This is a genomic window from Desulfothermus sp. (assembly GCF_053993635.1).
Genome location: NZ_JBMYBT010000075.1, coordinates 1 through 16,489, shown reverse-complemented (window position 1 = coordinate 16,489; position 16,489 = coordinate 1). Strand labels below are relative to the sequence as shown.

The 16,489-nt window shown below is 34.1% G+C and carries 17 protein-coding genes and 1 pseudogene; 13 read left to right on the top strand and 5 right to left on the bottom strand.

What is annotated here, in order from left to right; genetic code table 11:
- Positions 1 to 43 precede the first annotated feature (43 nt).
- From ACY2V1_RS06230 to dapF, 10 genes are all read left to right on the top strand, one after another.
- Entirely contained in the window at positions 44 to 328 is a 285-nt protein-coding gene (locus ACY2V1_RS06230; RefSeq protein WP_461833936.1) for a PxxKW family cysteine-rich protein, read from the top strand.
- Positions 329 to 388: 60 nt separating this feature from the next.
- Positions 389 to 1,603 (top strand): M20 family metallo-hydrolase, encoded by a 1,215-nt coding sequence (locus ACY2V1_RS06225; RefSeq protein WP_461833935.1) that lies wholly within the window; start codon positions 389 to 391, stop codon positions 1,601 to 1,603.
- 7 nt (positions 1,604 to 1,610) lie between these two features.
- Positions 1,611 to 2,657, top strand: a complete 1,047-nt coding sequence (locus ACY2V1_RS06220) for a PilZ domain-containing protein (protein ID WP_461833934.1) — start codon at positions 1,611 to 1,613, stop codon at positions 2,655 to 2,657.
- A 148-nt stretch (positions 2,658 to 2,805) separates the two neighbouring features.
- Positions 2,806 to 3,666, top strand: coding sequence for a hemolysin family protein (locus tag ACY2V1_RS06215; RefSeq protein ID WP_461833933.1), 861 nt, complete (start codon positions 2,806 to 2,808; stop codon positions 3,664 to 3,666).
- Positions 3,667 to 3,682: 16 nt separating this feature from the next.
- Positions 3,683 to 5,209, top strand: coding sequence for an apolipoprotein N-acyltransferase (gene lnt, locus ACY2V1_RS06210; protein ID WP_461833932.1), 1,527 nt, complete (start codon positions 3,683 to 3,685; stop codon positions 5,207 to 5,209).
- Positions 5,210 to 5,247: 38 nt separating this feature from the next.
- A protein-coding gene (gene prfB, locus ACY2V1_RS06205) for a peptide chain release factor 2 (RefSeq protein ID WP_461833931.1) occupies positions 5,248 to 6,376 on the top strand; the annotation gives its coding sequence in 2 pieces (ribosomal slippage) (positions 5,248 to 5,334 and positions 5,336 to 6,376; 1,128 coding nt in all).
- Complete coding sequence (locus ACY2V1_RS06200; protein WP_461833930.1) at positions 6,357 to 7,211, top strand: GGDEF domain-containing protein; 855 nt, start codon at positions 6,357 to 6,359, stop codon at positions 7,209 to 7,211. The genes prfB and ACY2V1_RS06200 overlap by 20 nt, the downstream gene beginning before the upstream one ends.
- A gap of 8 nt (positions 7,212 to 7,219) precedes the next feature.
- Entirely contained in the window at positions 7,220 to 8,050 is an 831-nt protein-coding gene (locus tag ACY2V1_RS06195) for a MinD/ParA family protein (protein WP_461833929.1), read from the top strand.
- 77 nt (positions 8,051 to 8,127) lie between these two features.
- On the top strand, positions 8,128 to 8,403 hold the full coding sequence (locus ACY2V1_RS06190) for an HU family DNA-binding protein (RefSeq protein ID WP_461833928.1): 276 nt from the start codon (positions 8,128 to 8,130) through the stop codon (positions 8,401 to 8,403).
- A 42-nt stretch (positions 8,404 to 8,445) separates the two neighbouring features.
- Positions 8,446 to 9,294, top strand: coding sequence for a diaminopimelate epimerase (dapF, locus tag ACY2V1_RS06185; protein ID WP_461833927.1), 849 nt, complete (start codon positions 8,446 to 8,448; stop codon positions 9,292 to 9,294).
- 262 nt (positions 9,295 to 9,556) lie between these two features.
- Here dapF and dut read toward each other — a convergent pair whose 3' ends face one another.
- Positions 9,557 to 10,006: a dUTP diphosphatase gene (gene dut / locus ACY2V1_RS06180; RefSeq protein WP_461833926.1), complete on the bottom strand. Its 450-nt coding sequence runs from the start codon at positions 10,004 to 10,006 to the stop codon at positions 9,557 to 9,559.
- 218 nt (positions 10,007 to 10,224) lie between these two features.
- Between dut and ACY2V1_RS06175 the strand changes: the two genes are divergently transcribed.
- The 3 genes from ACY2V1_RS06175 to ACY2V1_RS06165 all read left to right on the top strand — a co-directional run bounded on the left by ACY2V1_RS06175 (position 10,225) and on the right by ACY2V1_RS06165 (position 11,868).
- Positions 10,225 to 10,485 (top strand): AbrB/MazE/SpoVT family DNA-binding domain-containing protein, encoded by a 261-nt coding sequence (locus ACY2V1_RS06175; RefSeq protein WP_461833925.1) that lies wholly within the window; start codon positions 10,225 to 10,227, stop codon positions 10,483 to 10,485.
- Positions 10,485 to 10,889, top strand: coding sequence for a putative toxin-antitoxin system toxin component, PIN family (locus ACY2V1_RS06170; RefSeq protein ID WP_461833924.1), 405 nt, complete (start codon positions 10,485 to 10,487; stop codon positions 10,887 to 10,889). Before ACY2V1_RS06175 ends, ACY2V1_RS06170 begins: the two co-directional genes overlap by 1 nt.
- Positions 10,890 to 10,980: 91 nt before the next feature.
- Positions 10,981 to 11,868: a DMT family transporter gene (locus ACY2V1_RS06165; RefSeq protein ID WP_461833923.1), complete on the top strand. Its 888-nt coding sequence runs from the start codon at positions 10,981 to 10,983 to the stop codon at positions 11,866 to 11,868.
- Positions 11,869 to 12,021: 153 nt separating this feature from the next.
- On the opposite strand, the gene ACY2V1_RS06160 is transcribed toward ACY2V1_RS06165, so the two are convergent.
- From ACY2V1_RS06160 to ACY2V1_RS06145, 4 genes and pseudogenes are all read right to left on the bottom strand, one after another.
- Complete coding sequence (locus ACY2V1_RS06160; protein ID WP_461833922.1) at positions 12,022 to 13,656, bottom strand: bifunctional metallophosphatase/5'-nucleotidase; 1,635 nt, start codon at positions 13,654 to 13,656, stop codon at positions 12,022 to 12,024.
- 24 nt (positions 13,657 to 13,680) lie between these two features.
- A complete protein-coding gene (locus ACY2V1_RS06155) occupies positions 13,681 to 15,003 on the bottom strand; it encodes an NCS2 family permease (protein WP_461833921.1) in 1,323 nt (440 codons plus the stop codon).
- A 191-nt stretch (positions 15,004 to 15,194) separates the two neighbouring features.
- Positions 15,195 to 16,031, bottom strand: a complete 837-nt coding sequence (locus tag ACY2V1_RS06150) for a menaquinone biosynthetic enzyme MqnA/MqnD family protein (RefSeq protein WP_461833920.1) — start codon at positions 16,029 to 16,031, stop codon at positions 15,195 to 15,197.
- A gap of 29 nt (positions 16,032 to 16,060) precedes the next feature.
- Positions 16,061 to 16,489, bottom strand: a pseudogene (locus ACY2V1_RS06145) (dehypoxanthine futalosine cyclase); the annotation flags it as partial.

Below are 16,489 nucleotides of genomic sequence, written 5' to 3'. Positions count from 1 at the left end.
TATCTTTAATCTGACGCACTAAATTGAGGAGGTTTTTATATCTATGGCTAAAAAAAAGGTAAATTATTTACAGGGTGCTGAAAAAACAGAACAAGGCCTAAAATTTAAAGGTGTAATTTTAGAGCCAATTGTTGAAAACTGTGAAGGGTGTGAAAGAATTGTTGAATTTGAAGGGGAGAAGTATTGTGCAAGTTATCCAAGGCCTAGGGCGAAGTGGAGAAATGGCGCATGTAACTTTGCAACCCATGTGAAGGCAGAAATTGACAAGACTGGTAAGGTAAAACTTAATCCATTGAAGGCTTCAAAGCGTGCAGCAAGGGGAAGATAAGATTTAAAGAGGTCCCTAATTTGGGGACCTTTTTTTAATTTTAATCTAAGAAAGGGATATATGGATACTATTTTAAATTATTTGGATAACCAGGAACAAAAGGTAATAGAATTACAAAAAAAGCTGGTCTCATTACCAGCATTGGGGCCTGAAAATGGTGGAGAAGGAGAAATAAAAAAGGCTGAGTACCTACTTTCTTATTTAAGACAATATCCTTCTCTTATTATAAAAGAATTACCAGCAGAGGACACACGGGTACCATCAAAAAAGCGGCCAAATATTGCAGCTATCCTACCAGGTAAAGAAAAGGATAGAACCATTTGGATAGTGTCCCACTTAGATATTGTCCCTCCAGGTGATTTATCCCTGTGGGAAAGTGATCCATATGTATTGCGTCAAGAAGGTGACTATATATTTGGCAGAGGGGTAGAGGACAATCATCAGGGGATAGTATCTTCAATCCTTGCCCTTGAGGCATTTATTAATACATCTACTGAGCCCACCACCAATATGGGCGTTTTATTGGTAGCAGATGAAGAGACTGGAAACAAATATGGTCTCGAGTTTTTATTTAAATATCACAAAGAGTTATTCACTCAAAAAGACTGTTTTTTAGTGCCAGATTTTGGTTCTAAGGATTCAGATTTAATAGAAATTGCTGAAAAGGGTGTTTTGTGGTTAAGAATAGAGGTGTTGGGAAAGCAGTGTCACGCATCTACGCCAGAAAAAGGGATAAATACCCTAGTAGCAAGTAGTGATCTAATTATGAGGTTGAGGAGGCTATATAAACTATTTGACAGACAAGACCCTTTATTTTCCCCTCCAATATCCACTTTTGAGCCAACTAAGAAAGAGGCCAATGTTCCCAACATAAATACCATACCAGGAAAAGACGTGTTTTTTCTGGATTGTAGGGTCCTTCCATCATATGAACTCTCTGAAGTGATTGAAACAATTAAGAAAATTTTCCAGGAGACAGAAAAAGAATATGGTGTCAAAGTAAATTTTGAGATAGTTCATGGGCTTAGTTCCCCACCCACTGACAAAGAAAATGAGTTTGTAAAAAAATTGGCAAAAGCAGTTTTTGAGGAGTACAACACAAGACCCAAATTTATGGGTGTAGGTGGGGGCACAGTGGCTGTTTATCCCAGGAAGAACAATATTCCCGCAGCAGTATGGGCAACAATCTTTGGTACTGCACACCAGCCCAATGAATGTTCTTCAATAAAAAACACCATAAAAGATGCCAAGGTAATGGCAAGGCTTTTGCTATAATGTATCCATGGGAATAAACATACTTGCCAAAAACTATTTAGCCAGGGTAAGCGAGAGTTTTATCTATAACAAATGGGAATTGTCTGATACTACCATCCTTATTTTGGAAGTTATATTACTTCTTATTTTACTCTGCATTGTGTTCTATCTCTTACAAAAAAGAAATCAAAAGAAGAAAGAATTAGAAAAAAAACAACCGTTTATAATTAAAAAAGCTAATGAAATTAGACGGATTTTTGAGCAGACCTTAAATGAGCGCAGCAAATTTGAGATTAGTTTTTCAAAAAAACATAAATTTTTTTCCAATTGCAGTCCTGTTGAATTAAAGAAAAGATCTATTGTATTGGAACTTCCTGTAAATATTATACCTACTAAGGAATGGAATAAAAGGCCTGTTTATGTCTATTTTAGTATCTCAGGTAAGAGGCCAGGGGTGAAGAATTATTATTATTTTGAATCTGAAATCCAATATTTTTTTTCAAAGACAAACTTTCACTTTATTGTAGTTAAGTTGCCTAATATATTAGAGATTAAACAAAAGAGAAAACATTTCAGGATTGAGGCTAGTAATAAAGATTTTGAAAAGGTTGTGGTATATTTTTTATACCATCAAAAAAGAATAGACAGTATCTATGACTTGCCAGAACCTGTTTTTGAATATAAAAAATCCAAAGAAGGAGAAATGGATGTTTCCCATCCAATATCAATTATAAATATATCTGCTGGAGGAATTAGACTGAAAATTAACCGTCAATTTAAAAGAGAAGTTGGTTTTGATATTAATAATCCTCCTATTATTTTAATTTTTTTATCATTTTTCATTGAAAAAAAGAAGATAAGTATATTACTCTTATCTCAGGTTAGAAACTACAACGAAGACTATATAACCAAGGACCTTGAAATTGGGCTTCAATTTATAAAACAGGGGATCATAGATCCTAAAGACAAAAATGTTATAAAGTGGAAAGAAGTTAAGGAAGAAGAAGGTCAGGACCAGATTGCACGGTGGGTTTTTTTAAAAAATTTGTCTTTAATTAGAAAAGGGATACAATAAACAAAAGAGCACTTGCTAACTTTTAGGTATTAGACAAGATATTTGTTCTTTTATAAGGATTTCTCCATAAAAGATTATTTTTAACTTGGATTGGCGAGTTCGAGTTAATCTAAGGATTTAAATAAATTATAATAGGAGGTAAATATCTGTGGACGAGGGATCTGAAGGGAAATTATGGAGTACAATAAAGAGTATCTTTACAGGAAGTAGAGGGATACAATCTATTGAAGAATTAATTAAAGAGGCGGAAAATAATAATGTGGTTCCCAAAGATATCGCCTATATGTTGAAAAGTCTTTTAAGACTAGGTGAAAAAAAGGTCTATGAAATTATGATCCCGAGAACAGATATTGACTGTGCAGAGGAAAATGCAACTATTACAGACGTTGCTGAAATAATAATAAATAATGGACATTCCAGAATACCAATATACAGGGAAAACAAAGACCAGATAATTGGAATAATCCATGCCAAGGACCTACTTCCCATCCTTATAAATAAAAAAAATGCATCATTAAAAGAAATATTGAGACCACCTTTGTTTGTGCCAGAAACAAAGAATGTAAAGGATATGTTGGTAGAATTTCAGTCAAAAAAACAACATCTTGCCATTGCAATTGATGAATATGGAGGTACTTCAGGCCTCATTACACTGGAAGATATCCTAGAAGAGATAGTTGGAGAAATTGAGGACGAATACGACAGTCCCAAGGAAGAAGAGATACAAATGCTGGAAGATTCTTCATGTCTGGTTTCTGGAAGAACATCTCTAGAGGATTTAAAAGAGCAGCTTGGAATAGACTTAGAATCTGAATTCGTTGAAACCATTGGGGGATATTTGACTGAATTGATGGGGAGAATTCCCCAGAAAGGGGAAACTATCAAGGTTAAGGGATACAATTTTCAAATCAAAGAGGCTGATGAGAAACATATTAGCTCAATTTTAATATATCCCATAGATAAAGGTGAAAATCCTTCCGAGAACTTAAAGCAGTATCCAGAATCATAGATAGATTACAGATAGAATGTTTTACTTATTATGTATAATATGTACTTTTTTTGCGTTTGCAAATCCTTTTTTACAAATTGGTTTTTTAGTAATTTTCTATCCTCTATTATTTATCCATATTAGCAATGAATGCGATAAATTAAAGGATTCAATAAAGCTATCATGGATTACAGGTTCTATTATCTATTCATCATGTCTATATTGGATAGCATATCCAATTCATACTTATTCTAATGTTCCTTTATTAGTTGCAATAGCCTGTCCAATACTGCTTGGATTTTATTTGGGAATTTATTCTGGGATATTTGGTGGAATTTTGTTTTTTATAAAAAGTTGTAATTGGTTTGTAAAGGGCTTAATTGCATCTCTTACATGGTCTTCTCTTGAATATATAAGGTCATATTTTTTAACTGGATTTCCATGGATTAATATACCTCAAGCACTTACACATTATACAAAATTTATTCAACCCGTTAAAATAATGGGTGAAGCTCTATTTTCAGGAATTATTGTTATTGTAGTTGTATGGATATATGAGATAAAAAATAGAAAAACAATACCTACAATTGCTGGTGTATTAAGCATTTTATTGATATATATATGGGGACATTTTTTATACAACAAAAATATAGATTACAAAGGTAAGATAAAAGCTATTATAATACAGGGTAATATTAATCAATATGTAAAGTGGGATAAAAAATATCAATTAAGTACGCTTAAAAAATATATAAGCTTAACAGATAAATCTCTAGACAACAATGGTAATAATACGTTAGTGGTTTGGCCAGAGACAGCAATGCCATTTTATATTCAGGAAAGAAATATGTTAAGTTATAAATTGCTAAATTATCTTAGAGAAAAGAAGATAATATTACTAACTGGAGCTCCTGCATATAAAATAGACAAAGATAAAATAAGATGGTATAATAGAGCATATTTGATATACAATGGAAGGATAACAGATTATTATGACAAGGTACATCTGGTCCCATTTGGTGAATACATACCATTTGGAAAAATTCTTGGATTTCTTGGTAAAATAGTAGAAGGTCCAGGGGATTTTAGTAGTGGAAGAGTATTAAAACCTCTAAAAATTAAGGAACTTGCAATTGGTACATTAATCTGCTATGAGATAATCTTTCCAGATCTGGTGGCTCAGTTAGTTAAAAATACTACTAATCTTATTGTTAATATCAGCAACGATGCCTGGTTTGGAAATTCATCTGGGCCTTATCAACACCTAAATCTTGCAATACTCAAGGCCATAGAAACCAACAGATTTATAATTAGGGCCACTAATAGCGGTATCTCTGCAATAATTTCACCCAAAGGTGAGATCGTAAAAAAACTTTCTTTAAACAGTGAAGGGTTTTTAAAAGGTAATGTGTTTCTAATTGAAGATTATACATTTTATGTTAAATATCATAAAATAATTGAAGTGTTAACTATTTTATTGTGCGTCTTCTTATTATTCATATTACGAATCACCAATCACAAATCACGAGTCACGAATTACGAGTCACGAGTCACGAATCACTAATGTTATTAACCTAAAAGTTAAAGAATGCAGGATAAAATATGGTGGAAAAACTCATACAACTACCTGAATTAAAAAGGCAAAAAGATATAGTGTTAGAAAAATACTCTACTTTAAGGGGGCGTCTTTGACATAGAACCTTTAAGGTCAAAATTAGAAGAAATTGACAAAGAATTATCAAGACCAGAACTATGGTCCAATCCTGAGGAAACCAAGTCCCTGATGCAAAAAAAATCGCAACTGGAATCAGAATTAAATGCAGTAGATGAGCTTGAGCAGGCAAAGTCCAATATGGAAGAGTGGTTTGAACTTGCAGAAGAGGATCAAAGCAGTGAAATTTTACAGGTGGCTGAAGAACAATTAAGACATTTTAAAAGGGTATTGGATAGTTTTGAATTAAAGACACTTTTATCAAATGAACACGATAAAAATAACGCAATATTAGAAATACATCCAGGAGCAGGGGGAACAGAGGCACAGGATTGGGCTCAGATGCTCCTTAGGATGTATAAAAGGTGGGCTGAAGACAAGGGATTTAAGGTTCAAGAATTAGACATACTCCCAGGAGATGAGGCTGGGATTAAGAGTGCAACAATATCTATTGAAGGACCTTATGCCTACGGACTTTTAAAAGGCGAAAAGGGGATACACAGGTTAATCAGGATATCCCCTTTTGATGCATCAGGAAGGAGACATACCTCCTTTGCATCTGTAGATGTTTATCCAGAGGCAAATAAAGAGATAAAAATAGATATAAATGAAGAAGATTTGAGGATAGATGTGTTCAGGGCAGGAGGACCTGGAGGACAATCGGTTAATAAAACCAGTTCTGCTGTGAGGGTAACTCATATACCAACGGGAATAGTGGTGCAGTGTCAAAACGAAAAGTCGCAATTTAGAAATAAAGAAATTGCTCTTAAAATACTAAAAGCAAGGCTTTATGAGCAGGAACTAAAAAAGATCGAAGAGGAGAGACAGAAGGAATATTCTCAAAAAAGTGCAATTGCCTGGGGCTCACAAATTAGGACATACACTTTGCAGCCCTATCGGTTGGTAAAGGACCACAGAACCAATGTTGAAGATGGTAATGTAGACAAGGTGCTAGATGGAGATCTAGACAAATTTATAAGGAGCTATTTACTTTATATCCATGGACAAAAAAGAGAGTAATGTAAAAAAAATAGAAGAAGAATTAAGGATCATCCAAAAAAAGCTGGAAGAAATTATAGATAGAAATGGTTTGAACACAAAGCAAGGGCTCGTAGTTTTTCGTCCTGCTTGTGGTGCATCTGTAGAAGAAATAAAAAAACTCATTCAAAAAAAAATGTTATATGAGTGGAATGTATTATCTTTAAGTGGAGATATTGTTCCTACAGTGCTTACGTTTTTTGAAAATATGGAGCAACTCAAAATTTTGGCTAAGAAAGATCCTTTAACTGGCTTATTAAATAGAAAACAATTAAATGAAATTGTTACTATAGAAGTAGAAAGATGTTATAGAACAAAACAGCCCCTGTGCATTTTGTTTGTAGATTTAGATAATTTTAAAAAAATTAATGACACCATGGGACATGACGTTGGAGATAAGGTGCTGATTGAAGTTGCAAACAACCTAAAAACACAATGTAGAAAGACAGATAGTATTGGAAGATATGGGGGTGAAGAATTTGTGATTGTACTTCCTTCTACCTCTTTAGTTCAAGGAGAACTCACTGGCGAGAGGATAAGGAATTCAATTAAAAATATTGAATTTGAAAATAAAGAGCATGGTAGTTTTAGAGTGACTTGTTCCATAGGACTTTGCTGTTATAAGGGTAGAAAAAAAATTGATCCAGAATTTCTTTTAAAACAAGCTGACAAGGCCTTGTATGAGGCCAAGAATAAAGGAAAGGACAGGGTAGTATCTGCTGGCATAGTGGATATAGACCTTAAGTCTGTGGAAGAGATGATGAGGGTAAATTCAGAAGAAAAGAATTTTTTGTTTGGAAAAACTAAACAAAAATAGTGTATTTTATGGACATGAAAGATTCCAATAAAAGCTTAAGTATATCAATATTAAGTGGCAAAGGTGGGGTTGGTAAAACCAATATTGCCTTAAATCTTGCATATGCCTTAGTCAGCATGAAATCACCAACCCTTTTGATTGACTGTGATCTAGGTCTTGCCAACCTTGATATCCTTCTAGGAATAACTCCTGAAAAAAATCTCGAATATTTGCTTGGTCCTGATACTAGGGTAGAAGATGTGTTAATTACCCTTGAACATGGCCTGGAGTTTTTACCAGCTGCATCAGGGGTACCTGAGCTGGTTGAGTGGGACAATGATCTTCAGACAATTATTTTTAAAAAACTAAACGATTCCTTGAGTAAATATCACTTCTTAATCTTAGATTTAGGGGCAGGGATAAATTCCACTGTGATAAACTTAGCAGCTATTAGTAGATTCAAAATCATAGTAGTAACCCCTGAACCAACATCCTTAACAGATGGATATGCACTAATTAAGGTCTTAAAAAACAAACACAATATAAAAGACTTTTTTATAATAGTAAATATGGCCAAAGACAAAAAAGAAGGGACAACTACTTTTCAAAGATTAAAACTGGCCTGTAAGAATTTCCTTGGTATAAAAATAAACCTTCTTGGAATAATAAATGAAGACTCAAATGTGTCTATGGCCGTTGTAAATCAAGTCCCTTTATTTAAGTTTAAAAGAGACTCAATTGCGTGTAAGAATATGGAAGAAATTGCCATGAAGGTAAAAAAATATCGTGAATTACTCGTCCCAGAGCTTACCCTCCCCTTTAATTTAGACATCTTAAAGAAAAATATAAATAATACTTGACCAAATAAATATAATTTTGCATAGAATGTATTAACATCTTGATTTCATAGTTAAAAACAGAAACAAAGGGGGAGAAAATGAATAAAAGCGAATTAATAAAAGCATTTGCAAAAAAGGAAAATTTATCTACAGAAGATGCAACCCTTATTGTTAACATTTTTTTTGATTCAATAAAAGAGGCGTTAAAAGAAGGACGTAGGGTGGAAATCAGAGGTTTTGGTAGTTTTAAGATAAAAGAGTATGATGGTTATATTGGAAGAAATCCCTCCACTGGAGAGCAAGTTGAGGTAAAACCAAAAAGACTCCCCTTTTTTAGGGTGGGAAAGGAACTAAAAGAGTTTTTAAACTCATGAGCAAGGCTAAGTTAAGTCAATTATCCTTTTTAAGGAGTGGTTATGGAGTTTGACACACAAATAACCTTCCACAAAATGCATGGCAGTGGTAATGATTTTGTCTTGATATATATGGATGATTATTCCCATTTAATTGATCTGGATATGGAAAATTGGGCCAGGCAGTTGTGCACAAGGAAATTTTGTATAGGAGCAGATGGACTTATTTTTTTAACCAAAAAAGGAATATATGATAAGAGGGCGTCATATAAATGGCATTTTTATAACTCTGATGGTTCAAGGGCTGAGATGTGTGGGAATGGCTCCAGATGTGCTGCCAGGCTTGCATTTAAGCTGTCACTCGCACCCCAAAAACACTTTTTTGAAACAGACGCTGGATTAATAGAAGCAGAAGTATTTGATAAAGAAAAGATTGTTAAAGTCCAACTCACTAAACCAAAAGATATTCAAAAAGAGATTGATATTGAGTTAAATGAACAGATATACAAGGTGCATTTTGTAAACACAGGTGTTCCACATGCTGTGTTATTTTTTGAAAACGTTAATGATGTAGATGTGCACTTTTTGGGATCAAAAATAAGATTTCATAAAAAGTTTCAGCCAGATGGAACTAATGTGAATTTTGTATCAATAACACCTGAGGGTAGCCTATACCTGAGGACATATGAAAGGGGGGTTGAGGCCGAGACTTATGCGTGTGGGACTGGCGCTGCTGCTTCTGCTTATATGGCAAACAAATTGGGATATATAGAAAAAAAGGATATCCCTGTAATTACCTCTGGCGGAGAAAAACTCTTAATTTCCATAGAAAAAGAAGACACCCTTTACCTAACTGGAGGAGCCACAATTGTGTATGAAGGTAAATTAAATCTTACTGAAATAGGGCTGTAAAATTTTAAAGCCAGGCCCAATTTATTAGTTTAAGGCCTGGCTTTAGCAAAAGGAGGAAGGTATTTATATTTATTGAAGCAATTTATATGCCAACCAGTTTAGATGATTTTTCATACATTTTAAGATGAAACCGGTTAAAAATTTTTAACTAAAAAATTTTAGTTATACATAGATTTTCCTTGAATCTAGACAAAAAACAAGAATTTTTTACTCTTAATTTAATATACTGTTTATATTTTTAAAGTACAAAAAATTAAACCGATCATTTTCCAGTGTGTCCGAACCCTCCTTTGCCTCTTTTTGTGGGGGAGAGGTGTGAGGTTTCTATTAGTCTGGCCTGGTATGCAGGCATAAATATTAACTGGGCAATCCTGTCGCCAGGGTAAATTTTTTTAACTGATTGAGAAATGTTCAAAAGGGAAACCTTAATTTCTCCTCTGTAGTCAGGATCAATAACCCCAACCCCTTGTGTTACAACTAAGCCCTCTTTAATGCCAAGACCACTTCTAGAAAACACAAACCCAGCAATATCCTTGGACAATATCTCAATAGCTATACCTGTACCAATTAGGACATTTTTTCCTGGTTCAATTAAAATTTCCTTGTCTATTGCTGCAACAAGGTCCAATCCCACTGACAACTCTGTGGCGTACCTTAATTTTCCCTTTAATTTTTCATCTAAAAATTTGACCTTTACACAGAGTGGTTCCATCCTTTTATCCCCTTTAAATTTTTTATTGAGCTTATAAAAATATATTTTTTTGTTAGCACAGGTTTATAAACTTATGTTTTAATGTCAAACTATAACTTTACTAAATAAAAATTTATTGTTTGTTTAAAAAATAGATTTAATAGATTTGCCATCCACATTGTCTTTTGATATCATCTTACATGTAAGAAACTTAAAAGGATAGAGAGGGAGAAATATTCATGACAAATGTAGCAACGACAAAATTATCTTCCAAGGGTCAGGTGGTAATACCTGAAAATATCAGAAAAAAGCTAAAACTTGAAGCTGGTGCTCAATTTGTTGTGCTTGGAGATAAAGATATTGTAATTTTGAAAAAGATATCTCCTCCTTCCATTGATGAATTTGATGCCTTGATAAAAAAGGCCCGTAGAACTGCAAAGGAAGTTGGGTTGAAAAAATCAGATATTGCAATGGCCATAAGGAAGGTAAGGTCTCGATAGTGCGGGTGGTACTTGATACCAATGTTCTTATATCAGGCATTTTCTTTTCAGGTTCGCCATCCAAGATATTGACCTACTGGAGAAAAGGCAACTTTACCACAGTAATTTCAGAACCGATAATTTTTGAATATATAAGAGTAGCAGAGGAAATTAGTAAAAAATTTCCTAGAGTAGATATTTCAGATATTTTAGAGCTTTTTATTATAAATTCTGAAATTGTTGATACAGGTAATTTAAAAATCACGGCATGTGAAGATCTAGATGACAATAAATTCCTTGAATGGGCCATAGCGGGTAAGTGCGATTTAATAGTGAGTGGTGATAAGCATCTATTAAAACTAAATCCGTATGAAGATATCGAGATTTTAAAGCCAAGGGAATTTTTAGATAATTATCTGAAATAAAAGAAAAAAAGCGAACAAGTGGGTACACTTGACCGTTACTTCGCTGCGCTCCATGTGGGCAAGTAACCCATGACGTCATGAAACTTAAGCCATGGAAAAAGATCAGAAAAAAGCGTATTTATTTGGCATATCTTCTGTTGCAATCTGGTCAACAGTAGCTACAGCTTTTAAACTTTCTCTTAAGTATACATCAGTAATTAATCTTTTATTTTTTGCCAGCATAGTATCTACCCTGGTTTTATTTTTTACTATAATCATTGAAAAAAAGATAGAAATGTTAAAACAATTGGATTTAAAAGATCTTTTGTATTCATTTGTCCTGGGCATGTTAAATCCATTTTTATATTATATAATATTGTTCTATGCCTATGATCTTCTGCGGGCTCAAGAAGCTCAGGCCATTAACTATACATGGGCCATTACACTTTCTATTATGGCATACTTTTTTTTAGGGCAAAAACTTACTTTTGGAGACATAGTGGGACTATTGTTAAGTTATTTTGGTGTTTATTTAATTGCCACAAAAGGTGAGATATTCAGTTTAAACTTTAAGACAAGTCCCATGGGGATAGTCCTTGCTCTATTAAGTACTATTATATGGGCACTTTATTGGGTCCTGAACACAAAGGACAAGCTGGATCCAACACTTAGGCTATTTTTAAATTTTGTATTTGGCTCTATAGCAATAACAATCCTATTTCTTTTAAATTTATCTCACAATTCCATATCATTGTATGGCGTTTTAGGTTCAATTTATGTGGGATTATTTGAAATGGGTATAACCTTTTTGCTCTGGTCAAAGGCACTAAAACTTGCAGAATCAACAGCAAAAATTAGTATTTTAATATATCTATCACCTTTTCTCTCCTTATTTTTTATCCACTTTCTAGTTGGAGAAAAAATTTATTTATCCACAATTATTGCCTTAATTTTTATAATTAGTGGGATAGCCATTCAAAAGATCTGGAAAACAGCATAAAAATTCCTGATATATATCCAACTTTTTCAACTATCTTTAAATATTCTCGATTAGTTTTATTCGCAAAGCCTTTATCTCATGCTATGTACCTTGCTTTTGGAGTTTCTGCTTTTCTTAATGTTTCTTTTAGCATACTACACGTGGCAAAGATCTTCATCTTATTATTTTTATCCTTCCTTCTACTTCAGGAAAGATAGGGGATAGTTTTTTTACATGTTCAATAAATAAATCTACACCTATATTGGTGGTATTATTCTTCAGTATGTTTGGATCTAAAAATATATAATATCCATCCCCACCTGAAACCGTCCACCCATTTACAAGCACTTTATATTTTTTTTCAAGAGCCAAAGACTCTGGTTTGCCATTTTTAAATATCATCACATCTTTTATCCTTTCACCTTTGTTAATAATGGAATATATAGTTCTATCTTCATTATATATTGCACAAAAAGGGCTTTCTTTTAAATCTATATCAAACTTAATATTTGACACTTGGAAAAAACCACCAGATGATGGTCTATCTTGTGGATCACATCCATCACCAGGCACAACAATGGAAGATGCAGATATCTCCAATACCTGTTTTAGTTGTTTTCCTGTAAGTTCTACCTCGTATATCTCATTCATAAAAGGAAGCATATCCATGGCTGTTTTATAGGTTATTTTGCCTGTTGGATATATTCTGTCACCTCTGATGGAACCCGCATTAACAAGGGCAATTGCATTATTGTCAATCCAGGATGTCCAGGAGTCAGCGATAAAATTGCCCAGATTAGACTCCTGAGTTCTTATTATACTCTTTCTTGCATCCAGATCCACATTTGATTCGCCTATGACCCCACTCATTTTTTCCTCATATTTATCCATATAATATTGCATTGCTTGATGTACAGATATATCACCTGGAACATTCTCATCTAAAAGAATGGTCTTCCACACAGAGGAAACCACCTTATTGTCTTTAATTGTGAATTCAAGAACACCTATTTTTATCCCCTTTGAGCCAGCTTGCACCACAACAGTATCCTCTCCTGAAGGATCCTTCACTATTTCATGAAAAAAAATATGATCATGTCCTCCTATGATAAAATCTATATGACTTACATTTTGGGCAAGTTCTAAATCCAGTTCCTTTCCTATATGAGTCAGGGCGATTATTATTGACACACCTTTTTCTTTTAATTTTTTTACCATTTGCCTGGCCACAGGTATTATATGTTTTTTGACTTCTATTTTATCTTGCACATTGGATACCTTTTTCAGATCAGGGGTGACAAGGCCAAAAAATCCAACCTTTACACCACCTTCCAGCTCTTTTATAAAATAAGGCTCTATCACATTGGTACATGTGTTGTTACTGATACTCAAATTTGAACATACAATATTAAACTTTGCATCTTTTATGGCTTTTAAATAGAAGTCAACGCCATTGTCAAATTCATGGTTTCCACAGGTAACAACACTGTATCCAGAAAGATTCATACCTTCAATTTCTGGCTTACCCTCAAATATCTTATAAAATGGTCCAAACAGATCATCCCCTGTGGATATTAGAATTACATTTGCATATTTGGACGTGTATTCATCATAAATGTTCCTTATTTTTTCAAACCCACCCACTATCTTCTTCTCGCCATCTATCTTTGTCTTAAAGGGAAGGATTTGGCTTTGAAGATCAGCAGTGGTCAGTAAGACCACTTTTCTAGGCGAACCATCTGTGCTGTTTGCACATCCGCTTAATATGGTTATATAAAGAAAGCTTAGAATAAGAATTAGCCTTTTCATTTTAAACATTTCTTTCCTCTGCTTTTATGATATGAGAATAAGCGCAACTAAAGCAAATATATCAATTATGATCAAAGCTATTTTGATCTCTCTAAACTTACCTGTGAAAAGTTTTATAGCAGTATATATCAAAAATCCCCATACTATCCCCTGTGTGATTGAATAAGTGAGAGGAATTAAAATAAAGGCTATGAATGCAGGAATAGATTCGTCCATTTTTGTCCATTCTATGTTTTTTAAAGATTGTGCCATAAACACTCCTACAATTATCAACACAGGGGAAGTGGCCACTGGAGGAATAAGACTCAGCACAGGGCTTAAAAACATAAATGGAAGAAATAATATCCCCGTTGTCACCGCGCTGAGTCCTGTACGGCCTCCTTCTTTAATCCCTGAAGCGGATTCAATATAAGTGGTAGCTGAGGAAGTTCCTAAAATCCCTGAAAGGGTTGTTGCAATGGAATCCACCATGAGGGCCTTATCCACATTCAGTGGCTGACCATCCTTTGTCATAAGACCGCCTACTTGAGAGACCCCTAAAAAAGTGGATATAGAATCAAACATATCGGTAAAAAGTAAGGTAAAAATAGGAGCAATCATCGCAACAGTCAACGCTCCCGAAAGATTAAGTTTTAAGAAAAGACCTGGATCTGGAAGGGATATAAAATGGGATGGAAAGGTTGCAATGGGATGTTTCAAGATCCCTATTTTGGTTCCTACGATAGATACTATTACTGCAATTGTGGAATTGATAAAGATAGAAAGTAAAAGGGCACCTTTTATTCCTCTGGACACAAGAACAGAAGTAATAACCAAACCTACACAAAACAAAATGGTCTTTTCATTAAATCCACCGAAAGTAACCACCGTTGCCCCTGACTTTATAAATCCTATATCTGAAAGCCCAATTAAGGCCAGAAACAGACCTATACCCGCTGCCACTGCATACCTTAAGGATTCAGGAACTGCATAAACAACTATGGTGCGGACCTTAGTAATGGTTAAAAATATAAATAAAATTCCTGATATAAATACTGCACCAAGGGCACTCTGCCAAGGAACTCCCATTTCAGAAACTAGAGTAAATGTAAAAAAAGCATTTATCCCCATGCCCGGAGCAAGTGCATATGGCAAATTTGCGTACAGTCCCATTAAGATTGAAGATATGGAGCTTACCAACACTGTAGCGAAGAGAACTCCCTCAAAACTCATTCCTGTCTTTTTAAGTATCATTGGATTTACTACAATTATATAAGACATTGTTAAAAAGGTAGTAATCCCTGCTATAAATTCTGTTTTAATATCGCTTCCTCTTTCTTTGATATTGAAAAAAGAATCTATTCTCATAATTAATTCTCCTATAAATTAAATTGGTTTAAAAAAGAATTAAATGTTTCATTAATCGCCTTTGCTAATAAATGCAAATTCTGTGGTATATTCTTAACTCTTTTTTTGTGTTGTTTCTCACGGTGCCGACATTCCGTGTGATGCAAAACAATAATAGATTGTACGCCAAAGGAAAAAAAGCTTCTTGAAGACTAAAGTTCAATAAAATTAATCTCAGGAAATTTTTTTATTAAGGAATATTCATATGAAAATTTATAAAAAAGTTTTAGCCCTTCAATATAATTATCTTTCATATCGTATATGAGTCCTTTAAAGTATTTTAAGGCATCATTGTAAGAAAGGATGTTTTTTTGTTCAATGATTTTTGCAAACATCTCAAGATGTTGATTTCCCCAGTCCTTGGCCTGGAGGAGTAATTTACATGAGTATTTAATTTTGTCTTTTATTTGGTTAAGAGAATTTTTGTTTGCCACCCACACCCCAAAGACAAAGGGTAGGCCAGTTAATTTTCTCCATTCCTCGCCCAGATCCAACACATAGGGAAAATTGGTATTTCCTCGTAGATAAAGTGCCTCATCTCCAATAGCAAGGGCCGCATAAATATCTTTATTGTAAATAGACTTTGTTACATCACCCACAACATATTCTGGCTCAATATTTTGTGATTTTAGGTATATCTTGAGCAAAGTAACTGATGTGTGTGAGTGGGCAGTTAATACAATCTTCTTTCCACTTAGATCCTTTATAGGAATTTTGCTTAAAAAAAGCACGCTCATAACTGGTCCATTTGAGCCTATACAGATGTTGGGAATGAGTAAGTACTTTTCAAAATTTCTGGCGTACTCTATTGAAGATGTGCCACTTATATCCAGTTTTCCTCTGGATGCGAGCAGATTTAATTGAGCTGGAATGCCTTCTATTATTTCAAAGGAATTTTTTATGACCTGTTTTTCTAAAGGGTAATATATTGGCAGGACATTTAGATAGCCTATTTTTCCTAATTTTATTTTTGTATCTGATTCTTTCATGATAGAGGAAGTTGTTTGTTTCAAAGTAATTAGGTTACTAGGGTATAGTCCATCCGCCTCTGTCTTGGCTCAAAACCAGCTTCAGATATGTATCTTTCTATTTCCTCTATTGAGAGTCTGAATTTTACCCCTGTTGCTGCAACTACATTTTCTTCAATCATTGTTGAGCCAAAGTCATTTCCGCCAAAAAACAGGGCAAGTTGGGCAATTTCTGGTCCCATGGTGACCCATGATACCTGAATATTGTCAAAATTATCCAGCACTATTCTGGATATGGCAAGAAGACGCAAATATTCTACAGATGTGATTTTTCTGGCCTTAATGCGTGTGTTGTCTGGTTGAAAACCCCACGGAATAAAGGCAGTAAATCCCCTGGTTTTATCTTGCAGATCCCTTAACCTTATAAGATGGAGTATCCTATCTTCCATTGTTTCCACATGGCCAAACATCATTGTGGC

Bases quoted from the DNA above. Each gene is read 5' to 3' on its own strand.
- ACY2V1_RS06230 (WP_461833936.1), top strand. From the start codon at position 44: ATGGCTAAAAAAAAGGTAAATTATTTACAGGGTGCTGAAAAAACAGAA.
- ACY2V1_RS06225 (WP_461833935.1), top strand. From the start codon at position 389: ATGGATACTATTTTAAATTATTTGGATAACCAGGAACAAAAGGTAATA.
- ACY2V1_RS06220 (WP_461833934.1), top strand. From the start codon at position 1,611: ATGGGAATAAACATACTTGCCAAAAACTATTTAGCCAGGGTAAGCGAG.
- lnt (WP_461833932.1), top strand. From the start codon at position 3,683: ATGTTTTACTTATTATGTATAATATGTACTTTTTTTGCGTTTGCAAAT.
- ACY2V1_RS06200 (WP_461833930.1), top strand. From the start codon at position 6,357: ATGGACAAAAAAGAGAGTAATGTAAAAAAAATAGAAGAAGAATTAAGG.
- ACY2V1_RS06195 (WP_461833929.1), top strand. From the start codon at position 7,220: ATGGACATGAAAGATTCCAATAAAAGCTTAAGTATATCAATATTAAGT.
- ACY2V1_RS06190 (WP_461833928.1), top strand. From the start codon at position 8,128: ATGAATAAAAGCGAATTAATAAAAGCATTTGCAAAAAAGGAAAATTTA.
- dapF (WP_461833927.1), top strand. From the start codon at position 8,446: ATGGAGTTTGACACACAAATAACCTTCCACAAAATGCATGGCAGTGGT.
- dut (WP_461833926.1), bottom strand. From the start codon at position 10,006: ATGGAACCACTCTGTGTAAAGGTCAAATTTTTAGATGAAAAATTAAAG.
- ACY2V1_RS06175 (WP_461833925.1), top strand. From the start codon at position 10,225: ATGACAAATGTAGCAACGACAAAATTATCTTCCAAGGGTCAGGTGGTA.
- ACY2V1_RS06165 (WP_461833923.1), top strand. From the start codon at position 10,981: ATGGAAAAAGATCAGAAAAAAGCGTATTTATTTGGCATATCTTCTGTT.
- ACY2V1_RS06160 (WP_461833922.1), bottom strand. From the start codon at position 13,656: ATGAAAAGGCTAATTCTTATTCTAAGCTTTCTTTATATAACCATATTA.
- ACY2V1_RS06155 (WP_461833921.1), bottom strand. From the start codon at position 15,003: ATGAGAATAGATTCTTTTTTCAATATCAAAGAAAGAGGAAGCGATATT.
- ACY2V1_RS06150 (WP_461833920.1), bottom strand. From the start codon at position 16,031: ATGAAAGAATCAGATACAAAAATAAAATTAGGAAAAATAGGCTATCTA.